The organism is Alcanivorax sp., assembly GCF_002726155.1.
Classification (GTDB): domain Bacteria; phylum Pseudomonadota; class Gammaproteobacteria; order Pseudomonadales; family Alcanivoracaceae; genus Alcanivorax.
Genome location: NZ_PBSH01000039.1, coordinates 19,945 through 32,058, shown reverse-complemented (window position 1 = coordinate 32,058; position 12,114 = coordinate 19,945). Strand labels below are relative to the sequence as shown.

The 12,114-nt window shown below is 59.8% G+C and carries 12 protein-coding genes; 6 read left to right on the top strand and 6 right to left on the bottom strand.

Annotated elements, in window-relative coordinates:
* The first annotated feature begins 67 nt into the window (after positions 1-67).
* Together rdgB and CL546_RS11915 are read left to right on the top strand one after the other, a co-directional pair.
* On the top strand, positions 68-658 hold the full coding sequence (gene rdgB, locus CL546_RS11920; RefSeq protein ID WP_290495245.1) for an RdgB/HAM1 family non-canonical purine NTP pyrophosphatase: 591 nt from the start codon (positions 68-70) through the stop codon (positions 656-658).
* Between the two features lie 86 nt (positions 659-744).
* Positions 745-1,464 carry a hypothetical protein gene (locus CL546_RS11915; RefSeq protein WP_290495243.1) on the top strand — a complete coding sequence of 240 codons (720 nt, stop codon included), beginning with the start codon at positions 745-747 and terminating at the stop codon, positions 1,462-1,464.
* Here CL546_RS11915 and CL546_RS11910 read toward each other — a convergent pair.
* Entirely contained in the window at positions 1,455-1,904 is a 450-nt protein-coding gene (locus tag CL546_RS11910; RefSeq protein WP_007149403.1) for a YaiI/YqxD family protein, read from the bottom strand. The genes CL546_RS11915 and CL546_RS11910 overlap by 10 nt on opposite strands.
* A gap of 160 nt (positions 1,905-2,064) precedes the next feature.
* Here CL546_RS11910 and hemW point away from each other — a divergent pair, with 160 nt between their 5' ends.
* Positions 2,065-3,216 carry a radical SAM family heme chaperone HemW gene (gene hemW / locus CL546_RS11905; RefSeq protein ID WP_290495240.1) on the top strand — a complete coding sequence of 384 codons (1,152 nt, stop codon included), beginning with the start codon at positions 2,065-2,067 and terminating at the stop codon, positions 3,214-3,216.
* A gap of 91 nt (positions 3,217-3,307) precedes the next feature.
* Complete coding sequence (locus tag CL546_RS11900) at positions 3,308-4,069, top strand: TetR/AcrR family transcriptional regulator (protein WP_290495238.1); 762 nt, start codon at positions 3,308-3,310, stop codon at positions 4,067-4,069.
* 78 nt (positions 4,070-4,147) lie between these two features.
* Here the strand turns inward: CL546_RS11900 and CL546_RS11895 are convergent, their stop codons facing one another.
* Together CL546_RS11895 and mutM are read right to left on the bottom strand one after the other, a co-directional pair.
* The gene (locus CL546_RS11895; RefSeq protein WP_290495237.1) at positions 4,148-4,537 is read right to left on the bottom strand and encodes a hypothetical protein; all 390 of its coding nucleotides are present in this window, start codon (positions 4,535-4,537) and stop codon (positions 4,148-4,150) included.
* Positions 4,538-4,712: 175 nt separating this feature from the next.
* Positions 4,713-5,522 (bottom strand): bifunctional DNA-formamidopyrimidine glycosylase/DNA-(apurinic or apyrimidinic site) lyase, encoded by an 810-nt coding sequence (gene mutM, locus CL546_RS11890; RefSeq protein WP_290495235.1) that lies wholly within the window; start codon positions 5,520-5,522, stop codon positions 4,713-4,715.
* Between the two features lie 128 nt (positions 5,523-5,650).
* On the opposite strand from mutM, the gene CL546_RS11885 reads away from it, so the two are divergent.
* Both CL546_RS11885 and CL546_RS11880 read left to right on the top strand, forming a co-directional pair.
* Complete coding sequence (locus tag CL546_RS11885) at positions 5,651-7,627, top strand: hydantoinase/oxoprolinase family protein (RefSeq protein WP_290495233.1); 1,977 nt, start codon at positions 5,651-5,653, stop codon at positions 7,625-7,627.
* 142 nt (positions 7,628-7,769) lie between these two features.
* The gene (locus tag CL546_RS11880) at positions 7,770-8,957 is read left to right on the top strand and encodes a DesA family fatty acid desaturase (RefSeq protein WP_290495231.1); all 1,188 of its coding nucleotides are present in this window, start codon (positions 7,770-7,772) and stop codon (positions 8,955-8,957) included.
* A gap of 425 nt (positions 8,958-9,382) precedes the next feature.
* Here the strand turns inward: CL546_RS11880 and CL546_RS11875 are convergent, their stop codons facing one another.
* From CL546_RS11875 to CL546_RS11865, 3 genes are read right to left on the bottom strand one after another with little or no spacing between them, the layout of a single operon-like run.
* The gene (locus CL546_RS11875) at positions 9,383-11,179 is read right to left on the bottom strand and encodes a hypothetical protein (protein ID WP_290495230.1); all 1,797 of its coding nucleotides are present in this window, start codon (positions 11,177-11,179) and stop codon (positions 9,383-9,385) included.
* Complete coding sequence (locus CL546_RS11870) at positions 11,157-11,426, bottom strand: hypothetical protein (RefSeq protein WP_290495223.1); 270 nt, start codon at positions 11,424-11,426, stop codon at positions 11,157-11,159. The genes CL546_RS11875 and CL546_RS11870 overlap by 23 nt, the downstream gene beginning before the upstream one ends.
* Positions 11,423-12,112: a tetratricopeptide repeat protein gene (locus CL546_RS11865; protein ID WP_290495221.1), complete on the bottom strand. Its 690-nt coding sequence runs from the start codon at positions 12,110-12,112 to the stop codon at positions 11,423-11,425. The genes CL546_RS11870 and CL546_RS11865 overlap by 4 nt, the downstream gene beginning before the upstream one ends.
* Between the last annotated feature and the right edge of the window lie 2 nt (positions 12,113-12,114).

Below are 12,114 nucleotides of genomic sequence, written 5' to 3'. Positions count from 1 at the left end.
CATTGCCATTTCGAGCAACCCACAGCCTTTCCCCGCGTTTTGAACTTTCAACTCATCAGGATTCCCCATGGAAAAACTCGTTCTCGCCTCCGGCAACGCCAAAAAACTCGCTGAAATGCAGCACCTGCTGGCCCCCCTCAACATTGAAGTGGTCGCCCAGAGTGAATTCGATGTACCGGAAGCCGAAGAAACCGGCAGCACCTTTGTGGAAAACGCCATCATCAAGGCCCGCAATGCCTGCAAGCACACCGGCCTGCCCGCCATCGCCGACGATTCCGGGCTAGAGGTCGCCGCGCTGAACGGCAGCCCCGGCATCTTCTCCGCCCGCTTTTCCGGAGTCGGCGCCACCGACGCCAAGAACAACGCCCTGCTGGTAGAAATGCTCACCGAGATTCCGGAAGAGGCTCGCCAGGCCCGCTACGTGGCACTGATTGTATTGATGCACCACGAAGACGACGCCACCCCACTAATCTGCCAGGGCAGCTGGAACGGACGCATCGTACTGACCCCCCAAGGCGAACAGGGCTTTGGCTACGACCCCCATTTCTTTGTGGAAGAAAAAGGCTGCACCGCCGCGCAGCTACCTGCGGAGGAAAAAAATGCCATCAGCCACCGGGGCAAGGCCATGACTCACCTGATCGAAGCACTGAAAGCCTGACGAGCGCACAGGGAGTAAGCGCCTTCACCGTGCCTTCGCTCCCCTCTGATAAGGTCAGGGTTTACCGTCAGCAAGGAGCCGCTTCGGTGCCAACCCCACGTCGCCACCATCCACAGCATTGCCTCTGCCTTGCCCTGCTACTGCCTGCTGCCTTGAGCGAAGCCGCGCCCGTACACGGCAGCCTGCAGACGCAATGGCACAGCCGCTATGTCAGCGAAGGCCGCGACAATCTCGATGGCCACAGCCTGCATAGCCTGGGCGGCGACCTGACAAAAGACCACGGGGCCCTGGGGGCCTGGCAAGCCTGGGGTACCGGCAGCAGCAATTACCGGGAAAACAACCTGTTTGCGGAGTACGCGCCGGGCATCGGCCGCTGGGAGCCCTACCTCAACGTGACCTACCTGCAGTTCCACGCGGACGACCCGGCACTGGACACCCCTGATGACGTAGAAGCCGGCTTCGGTATTGCCACCCATCTACGGCCCTGGCTGGCCCTGCGCGCAGACGGTACCTGGAGCAAGCAGGCCGACGGCGCTTTTTATGCGCTATCGCTGGTGGGAGAACAGCAGCTCTGGCCAACCGGCATCGCGCAGCTGCGGCTAACGCAAGCCTATGATCAGGGCTACGCCAGCGAAGAGTATGACGGCCCCAATCACCGCGAAGTGGGCGTGATGCTGACCTGGCATTGCCACCGGTCGGTCAACCTGTGGGCCGGCTGGCAGCACAGCTGGGCCGGAGAAGATGTGCGCCGCGACGGCGGTGGTGACCTCAGCTGGGGGCAGGTCGGGGTGATGGCTTATTTCTGAGCTCGCGCCAACCACCGGTCCAGCGCATTGGCAAAGCGCCCCTTGTCTTGGCTGGAAAAACTGGCCGGGCCGCCAGTCTGCATCCCCGCCGAACGCATTTCTTCCATGAAATCACGCATATTCAGGCGTTCACGCACGGTATCCTTGTCCAGCCAGTGGCCACGGGGCGTCACCGCTTCTGCGCCCTTTTCCACCACTTCAGCGGCCAACGGTATGTCCTGGGTCACCACCAGATCGCCGGCCTCACAGCGCTGCACGATTTCATTATCCGCCACGTCAAAGCCCTGCCCCACCTGGATGGAGCGGATCAACGGCGTACGCGGTACGGCGATATGCTGATTCGCCACCAGCGTGCAGGGAACCTGCGCTCGCTGTGCAGCACGGAATAACACTTCTTTCACCGGACGCGGGCACGCATCCGCATCAACCCAGATATGCACAATAAAATCCAATTGATAGTTGATAGTGGACAGCTAACCCGTCGGGACCTGCTGAGACCGCGAACTCTTTGTTTTTCGCTGTCCATTGTCAACTATCAACTATCAACCATTCTGCTACCATGCCCACTCTCTTCCCATTGCCTCAGCTGCTTCAACACTCATGCCCCTGACCAACCCGCCGCTCTCGCTGTACATCCACACCCCCTGGTGCGTGCGCAAATGCCCCTATTGCGATTTCAACTCCCATGAGCGGGGCGAGATTCCGGAAGCCGCCTACCTGCAGGCCCTGCTTACCGACCTGGAACAGGATTTACCCCTGATCGGTGAGCGTCCGGTGGAAACGGTCTTCATTGGCGGCGGCACGCCCAGCCTGATGTCCGCCGACTTTTACCGGCAACTCTTTCAGGGCATTCGCCAGCGGCTCACCCTGCAGGCAGACGCCGAGATCACCCTGGAAGCCAACCCCGGCACCCTGGAAACTGGCCGCTTCGAAGGCTTTCGCGACGCAGGCATCAACCGCCTGTCGATCGGTGTCCAGAGTTTCAATAACGCGCATCTGCAAGCGCTGGGGCGCATCCACGATGCCAGCGCCGCCATTGACGCCGCCCACCAGGCGCGGGCCGCCGGCTTCGACAATTTCAACCTGGATATCATGCATGCGCTGCCCGGGCAGACCCACGCCCAGGCCCTGGACGATCTGCAGCAGGCCATCGCCCTGCAGCCCACTCACCTGAGCTGGTACGAACTGACCATCGAGCCGAACACCGTTTTCTATCGCTCACCGCCGGTTCAGCCCGACAGCGACGCCATGGCCGACACCGAACAGGCCGGCTTCGCCCTGCTCGCTCAGCACGGCTACCAACGCTACGAGATTTCCGCCTTCGCGCAATCTGGACGCCGCTGCCGGCATAATCTGAATTACTGGCAATTCGGGGACTATCTCGGCATTGGCGCCGGCGCCCACGGCAAGATCACCCAAGCCGCGCAGGGTCACGTGCACCGGCACCAGAAAACCCGAAAACCCGAGGACTACCTGGCCGACGCCGCCCATGCCCGCCGCCAGCACCAGCCCATTGCCCGCGAGGATCGCCTGTTCGAGGCCCTGCTAAATGGCTTACGACTGGTGGACGGCATCACCTGGCACACGCTGGCGCAAGCCACCGGAGAGCCGGTCTCACAATGGCAAAACGCACTGACCCCGCTGGAGCAGCAGGGGTTGCTCGCCATCACAGACCAGCGGCTGGCCTGTACCGATAATGGTTTGCGCCACCTGAACGGATTGCTGGAAAAACTGGCGGCGGCGCTTTTGTAAACGGCACGCCCGTCTACACGCAGACAAAAGCGCTTGAACCCTATTGCAAGGCTATTCACACTGAATGGCGGGATCACAAAAGATTATGACTATGACAAAAACACGCAGCGGGCGCGAACAGGCGCTAGCAGAAAGAGAACAGCTCTTTATTGAGGCAACCCGACAGCAGCTTTGCGATGAAGGCTTGCTGGGCGTGCAGATGGCGGCCATTGCCCGCAGCTGCAATTTTGCCACTGGTACGCTCTATCACCACTTCGCGTCCAAGGAAGACCTGCTCATCGCGGTCTGCACCGAGCTGACCACCACACGGCGGGAATACTTCGAGAAAGTCGCCCATTCCGACCTGTCCAGTCGCGACAAGATGCTGGGGTTTTCCCTGGCCTACTCATTGTTTGCCCAGCACTACCCCGAACACTTCCGGCTCGAACAGTACATCATGACAGAAGTGGTCTGGCTGGCGTCGTCGCCCAGCCGTCGGGAGCAGTTCCTGACCGCCACCCAGCCCATTGGCAGGATGGTAGAACAGGTCGTTCGCGATGCCATTGGCAATAACGAACTGGAAGACCATGGTCAGGACCCGCTGACATTCAGCATCGGCCAGTGGTCCATGGCCATGGGCATGCATACGCTGATCCATGCCGACGGCATCCTGGATATGTACGACCTGAAAGACCCCCACCGATTGCTACTGCGCAACGTACAGCTGCAACTCAATGCCATGCAGTGGCAACCGCTTGACGACAGCCCTTTTGATGACGACGCACTGAGCAGCAAAGTCACCAGCCTCTGCGATTACCTGTTCGCGGATCTGTGCAAGGAGAAAGGCAGTTGCCTCAAACTTGGCAGCACCTGATCCCGTCTCGACCGTTTGCTCACCCACAAAAAAGCCCCGCAAGTGCGGGGCCTTTTTGTGGTGAACGATAACCGGCGGTTATTCCGCGCTGGCCACCGCTTCCTGTTCCTGCTTCTCGTTGTCACGCAGCTCTTTTTCCGCCTTCAGGCTCTCGTGCTGAGCCGGCGTACAACCGAGGCAACGAACGAAGGTATTCTTGCCCGGGTTCATGACCAGCACTTCACCGGCCTCTCCCGGATTGCCCCCCAGCAGACTGAACGGCAGTGTGACCACATACAGGCCAGCCCCCACCACCGTGGAAACCAGCAGCAATGGGCGCGCAAAAACCGCGTCACCGATCATTGCCATTTCCCCCGGCCGATCCAGCTTCGATGATTCAGCCGCCTGTGCCGTGACGGGCGCCATGGCAGCAAACAGCATGGTGGAGGCGAGTACGGATGCCACTACCGGGCGCTTTGCTCGCTTCATGGTGAGTCCCTCTTGTATTTTTATAGTTAAAGTATCGCTGACATTGTTTCAGCTAAGTCGTTAATATTCCGACAATTGCATCACAATCTACACCTTTGTTCTTAGGCCAGCAATAGGTCGGACGCTCAATCATTGATCAGCACCGACGCGAGGCGATCCCCCGTCCTTCGCCCCGTCACCGCTGGCATTGCGGGCAATAGGCGGTACTGCGCTGACCATGCCGATCCGCCTTCAGGATGGCTTCGCATTGCAGGCAGGGCTGGCCGGCGCGGCCATACACATTCAGCGACTGGGCAAAATACCCGGGCTGACCATCCGCCCGGGTGAAATCCTTCAGGGTGGTCCCGCCCGCTTCAATCGCCCGGGCCAACACCACCTTGATGGCCTCCGCCAGCGCCTGATAGCGCGCCAGGGAAATACGCCCGGCTGCCCGCGACGGATGAATACCGGCCATGAACAAGCTTTCCTGGGCGTAAATATTGCCCACCCCCACCACCGTGGCGTTATCCATGATGAAGCTCTTCACCGCCACCTTGCGCCCCCGGGAGCGGGCAAACATTCCCTCACCGTTGAAAGCCTCACTGAGCGGCTCCGGCCCCAGTGACTGCAACAAGCTGTGTGGCTCTTCGCCGGCCTGGAACAACACCGTGCCGAACCGGCGCGGATCGTTGAAGCGCAGTGCCTTGCCACTATCGAGCAGCAAGTCCACATGGTCATGTTTGCGCAACGGCAAGGTCGCATCCACCACCCGCAGGGTGCCGGACATACCCAGATGAATCAGCACCTGCCCGTGCTCCAGCTCAATCAACAGGTACTTGGCCCGCCGGCGCAGGGCCACAACGGGGCAATCGCGCAACGCATAAAGCGCCTCGCTGACCGGCCAGCGCAGGCGCGGCTCACGCACCGTGACCGACGTCAAAATACGCCCCTGCACATGCGGACGAATGCCGCGCAGGGTGGTTTCCACTTCAGGTAATTCAGGCATAGGAAAGTCAGTTGACAGTTGATAGTGGACAATTGACAGCTAAGGGCGTGCTGGTGCCAGCTATGTTACCTTGCTGCCAGTTTTTTTGTCTTTCGCTGTCAACTTTCAACTGTTAACTGTCAACTGATATGTCCGTTTCTTACTGGCTCGGCGTCGATACCGGCGGCACTTTTACTGATTTTGTTCTTCTGGGCGACGGTGAGCCGCGCATCCACAAAGTGCTGTCTACACCCTCATCCCCGGAGCGCGCCATCCTGCAGGGCATCCAGGAGCTGGGCCTGCGTGATGCCATGAGCAATGGGCAGTTGGCCATCGTGCACGGCACCACCGTGGCCACCAACGCGGCCTTGGAAGGCAAGGGCGCCCGCACCCTGCTGATTACCAATGAAGGACTGGAGGATATCCTCCGCATTGGCCGCCAGAACCGCCCGGAACTCTACAATCTGACGCCCCCCAGCAACGCCTCTGCGGTCAGCCTGCTGCCCGCGCTCGGCTGCCCGGCACGGCTGAATGCCACCGGCCACCCCGTGACACCGCTCACCGACGACCACATTGCCACCCTGTTGAGCGCCGTCCGCGAGCTGGCCCCGGAATCCATCGCCCTGTGCCTGCTGTTCAGCTACCTGAACCCCGCGCACGAACAACGACTCAATGACGCCTTGCGTGATGCCGGCTTTGCGGTGAGCCCATCGCACCAGATACTGCCGACCCGGGGAGAATACGAACGGGGCATGGCCACCTGGCTCAACGCCTGGCTGGCCCCCCGCGTCGCCGACTACCTGCAACGCCTGCAACAGGCCACGGCCCCCGCGCCACTGGCGATCATGCAATCCCACGGCGGCACCATCGCCTCACAGCAGGCGGCGGATCTGGCCGTCAACCTTCTACTGTCCGGCCCTGCCGGCGGCCTGGCCGCTGCCCAGCGGCTCGGTCAGCAACTGCAGAAACCGCAGCTGATGACCTTCGACATGGGCGGCACCTCCACCGATGTGGCCTTGCTTGATGGCGATATTCGCCTGACGCAGCAGGGCCACATTGGCCCCTATCCGGTGGCCGTTCCCATGGTGGATATGCACACCATCGGCGCTGGCGGCGGCTCGCTGGCCTATGTGGATGACGCGGGCCTGCTGCACGTGGGGCCGCAATCCGCTGGTGCCGACCCCGGCCCCGCCTGCTACGGCAAAGGCGGGCAACAAGTTACGGTCACCGATGCCAATGTGGTGCTGGGCCGGCTGCAGCCGGACTTTGCCCTCGGCGGCTCACTGACGCTGGATGTGCCCGCCGCGGAACAGGCCATGGACAGGCTCGCCCTGGCGCTGGGCCTGACGCGCCAGCAAGCCGCCGAAGGCGTGCTGGCCCTGGCCAACGAGCACATGACCCAGGCGCTGCGGGTGATCTCCATCCAGAAAGGCTTCGACCCAGCGGACTTCGCACTGATGAGCTTCGGTGGCGCCGGCGGCCTGCATGTCTGTGCGCTGGCCGACAATCTGGGTATGACCCAGGCCATTGTTCCGCAACGGGCGGGCGTCCTGTCTGCGGAAGGGCTGGTCTACGCCCCGCGCAAACGGGAAATGCTACAGGCACTGCCAGAACAGGCGAACCAGGCCCTCTTGCTCGAACGTATTGAGCAATTGCAACAACAGGGCCAGGTCGAACTCATGACGGAGGGCGTCAGCGCAGACCGGATTCGCCACCGGGTGTTTGTGGACATGTGCTACCGGGGGCAATCCTCCGTACTGCAGATTGACTGGGCGCCCACGCAAGCCGACCGGGAAACCCGCTTCCACGCGGCCCATCAACAGCGCTTCGGCCATCAATTAGGTCTCCCCGTCGAGCAAGTTAATTTACGCGTCCAGAGCCTGGCCCACAGCACCCCGCCAAGCCAGCCGAACCACCATACTCAGGAAGCGCCAGCGGAGCGCCGCATCAGCTTGCCGGGCCAGAGCACCCCTGTGGCCGTGTATAACCGCGAAACACTGGGTGCCGGGCAGCATATCGCCGGTCCCGCCCTGATCTACGAAGCCGTGGGCACCACCTGGCTGGCCGCTGGCTGGCATGCCTCCGTCGATTCCCGGGGGCACCTGTTGTTGCAACGGAGCGAATAGCCGCAGTACCCATTCGTCAGCCAGCAAGCACCTTTGGGACCCTGATTGGCCGTAAAGTCCGAATTTGACCCGTTTAGTGTCTTATGTCCGTCATCCCGGGTAGGGCACAATAGCGGCTCCGTCTTTTTATTGTGCGACATCTATGCTGAATTATCTGAGTGAGGGCCTTCTGGCTCCGAGTCTCGGTGCCTTGGTGCTGATCACCCTGGCCATGACCCACGTGACCATTATCAGCGTCACTGTTTACCTGCACCGCTATTCCGCGCATCGGGCGCTGGACATGCACCCGGTGCTCAAGCATTTCTTCCGTTTCTGGCTATGGCTAACCACCGCCCAGAACACCCTGGAGTGGACTGCCATCCACCGCAAACACCACGCCAAGTGCGAGACCGAAGAGGACCCGCACAGCCCGGTGGTGAAAGGCATTCGCAAGGTACTCAGCGAAGGGGCCGAACTGTACCGCGAAGAAGCGGAAAACGAAGAGACCCTGAAGAAATATGGCGCTGGCTGCCCGAACGACTGGGTGGAACGTAACGTCTATTCCCGCTTTCCCATGGGCGGCATTGCCCTGATGGCCGTCATCGACCTGCTGCTGTTTGGCGCCGCGGGCATTACCGTGTGGGCCGTTCAGATGATCTGGATCCCGCTGTTCGCCGCCGGTGTCATCAACGGCCTGGGCCACTACTGGGGTTATCGGAATTTCGAGTGCGCTGATGCGTCGCGCAATATTTCCCCCTGGGGCATCCTGATTGGCGGCGAAGAGCTGCACAACAATCACCACACCTACCCGAACTCCGCCAAGCTGTCCGTACGCAGCTTTGAATTCGATGCCGGCTGGGCCTGGATTCGCCTGTTCGAGATGCTCGGACTGGCCAAGGTGAAGAAAGTCGCGCCGAAACCAGCACTGGAAAAAAGTGCCCGCGGCATCGACCTGGACGCGCTGCGCGGTGTCATGCAGCACCGTTTTCAGGTCATGCGTCATTACCGCAAAACCGTGATCGCGCCGGTCTTCAAACAGGAACAGGCCCGCGCCTGTGACGCCACCCGAGACCTGTACGGCCGCGCCAAGGCGTTGCTGCACCGGGACCTCACTCTGATCAAGCCCAATCAGGAACTGCGCCTGAAGAGCCTGACCGAGAACAACGAAACCCTGGAAGCGATTTACCAGTTCCGTCTGCGCCTGCAGGATATCTGGACACAGACCAGCCGCAGCTCATCGGAAATGGTGGACGCATTGGAGAAGTGGTGCCACGACGCCCGCGAATCCGGCATCCATGCACTACAGGAATTCGCCGATCGGCTGCCCCACTACCGGCACGCCACTGCCTGAACCGAAAACGGCCGCTAATGCGGCCGTTTTTGATTCATCTCCTCCTAAGCATTTTCTCCGTTTTTTGGCTCATCGCGAAATTGAGTGATGAGTCGATTTCAGACGTTATCTCGTTATCCAGCCCCGACAATCGCTGGGCGCTAGATGCCCGACGACGGACGCTTGCATGCAAAGCCATGGCCGCTATGTGATCTTCGCAAAACGAATGGCTCAATGACTCCCTGAATAATGGATCTGGATAGCCCTCAAAAAAGATACCGTAATAGCGACAGCCACTCAGACTATGAGGTTTTACGTCAAGCATCCGGTGTCGAGCGTTTAGCTAAGTTCAGGGGTACCAACAACACGACAAAAAGTGTCGTCATTCACGCTAATCCGTGATGAACCTTTCTTGGTCGGCCAGCATTGAATACCGACTTACATGTTCAGCCCTGCCCGGACGCAACGGTGATGTTCTCAATCACCTGAATGGCATCCTGGTTTGCCGCTGAAACGTTCACCGAAATCCCTCCCAGACCGACGCCCAATGTGCGCAGCAGAGGATTGATCAACGCATCGCCCAGACTAACAACCACGTCCGCAAGCAGACCCTCAACCAAATCGACCACGGGGTTCAAAACCTGCCCAAGCGATATACCCCCCAGCGTCCCTTCCAGCAAACTTGCGTTCACCGTAAGCCCAAGATTAAGACCGGCCAAGCCACTTCCCAGATCCTCATAGCCCACTTCGGCACAGCCAGCCAACGGGTCACAATAAAGATCATAACGAGGATCCAACACCACCGTTTCTGCTACCCCCGGTACAGTGCCATCAAGTTCGGCATCAAGATGCAGCAGCGGATCAATCGACAACAAACCGAACAGGAGACTGACGCGGCCCACATCCGCATCCAGAGGCGAGGATTGCAATTCGCCCTCACTATCCAAGCTTCCTGTCACAATTCGGGCTACCTCCCTTTCCAGGTCGACCGTAAATTCCACCGTATTGGAAGAACCCGCCGCACAGTCAGCAGCAACCAAGTACCCACGCCCGCCCCCTGCGTTCACCGCCAAGGGGATTTCCAAATCCGCCAGAGAAAATGTCACAAGACCCAATATATTGATTGGCAGAATCTCGGCGCTTGCCCGTAACTGCAAGGTCACATCCGGCGCGTAAAACTGCGTCCTCCAGTTACCATCAGCATCCTGCCTCGCCGGACCGATGGCCACCGTGGGAGGTTCACCCACGTGCAGCCCCAGATCCACCGTTTCAATATCTGCAATCAATGGGATATTGAGGTCATTGATATTCAATGGCAGAGCCAGCACCCCTCCTTCACCGGCCTGTTGCTGCTCAGCCAGATTCAACACCAGGCTGATCACCAGATCATAGACCGGAAACTCACTGTCTTCCGGTACTGAGGTCGCCTCAACCACCTCAATCACATCGCTGACCTTGATGGTTTCAATACCTTGCGAGGTAGCAATATCATCCAGCAAAGAAGCAACCGGTGCGGCAACGCCTCCCACATCCGCAATCGCCGACGCCAGCTGATCGGCATCCAGCCCCAGCAACTCCGTCAGATCATCCACTCCCAACGTGGACAATAAATCTCCCAACTGCACGGTGGCGTTTTCCAGGCTATCCAGACTGGTTGGATCCAGAGAAAAACCCGGCTGATTCAAGACCACACCCAGCAACGAGCCCAACAGTGAGCCATCGCCACCCACCCCGGCAGTACCTCCGGCAGCGCTAATCGTCGCGGTTACTTCTTTGCGGGCAGCCGCATTCACCGACATTTCCAGCGTGCCAAAGGTGGACTCGGGCAATAACAAAGAAATGGGTTCGCTACGGGTATAGGTCACCAGCACAGCATTACTTTCTTCAACAAAATTCACCGGACGAAACGAAAGGACATTGCTGCCGTCCGCATCTTCAATCAGCCCGACCTGAACTTGCAGCGTGCCGTCCTCTGCATTAAAACCCTGAGCCTGCGCAGCAGCCAGGGCCCGGGACTGAATCACGGCCGTACTGACAAACTGACCACCGCAACTTTGCGCTTCGCCCGCCGCCGCCTGTGCCGCCACATTCACCTGCGCCTGCATTTCGCCGCGCAGCATGTACAGGCGCGCGCCATCCAGTGCCATCACCGACAGGATGACGACAATCAACAACAGCAGCGGTGTAATCACCGTCAGGGCGCCCTGCTCGCGCCGGCGATTACTCGTCGCGGGTCTGTTCACCGAAGGTGTCCGGTATGGCCGTGCGGAAGGAATCCGCCAGGCGACGCTGAGTATCCACATAGATAGGCGCTGAGAGCTCGCTTTTTGCTGCCGGACGAGAATCCCGCTGCTGGTTTAGCAACCAGTCGGTGACGGTTTCCGGCACGTTGTCTACCACTTGATCGGATACACCGAAGCTATAATTCTGCTCGGGCTCGGCCGCCACGGCCAGGCCCGGCAGAAGAAGCACAAGAAGCCATTTATTCATGGTGCAACCCTCCCGAACTGTTGACTGAGTTTCTCCGCATAGGCCATTTCGTCCTCGGAAAAACCGTACTGAGACTGCAATTCCTGAATGCCTTTTTGGTTATTGCTCATCAGGTAAGCCACCGCCAGGTTCTGGCGAACCGGACCCTGGCCATTCGCCAATTCCAGGGCCGTGCGCAATTCAAATGCCGCATCGTCATAACGGCCGACCAGCAACAATGCATAACCGTAATCGTTGCGCACCTGGGAGGTGGCCGGTGCCATATCACGGGCTTTTTCCAGATGTGAAATTGCCGACATGACCTCATGGCGCTTCAGCAACACCATGCCCAGGCCATGCTCGCTGCGGCCATCACCACAACGGTTGGCCATGGCCCGATACACCTCTTCCGATTCTTCCAGTTTGCCGGACGCCGCCAACAACTGGCCGTAACGCAACCAGTGATCGATGGCGTTCATCGGATCATTCTCCAGCTGCGCCAGCGCCGCATAGTTGCGCCCCTTGGCCATCAGGGTATCGACCATTTCCAGGTCCACCCTTTGCTCTGGCTGCAGTGCGTCCTTGCAGACAATGCCAGACACATCCACGGTGCCGCTCGCCTGTGCAGGCGCGCTTTGGTGGGCGCAGCCCGCCAGCACTGTCAGCAGCGCCCCAGCGCACAGACCTCCCCAATTACTGCCACGCATGT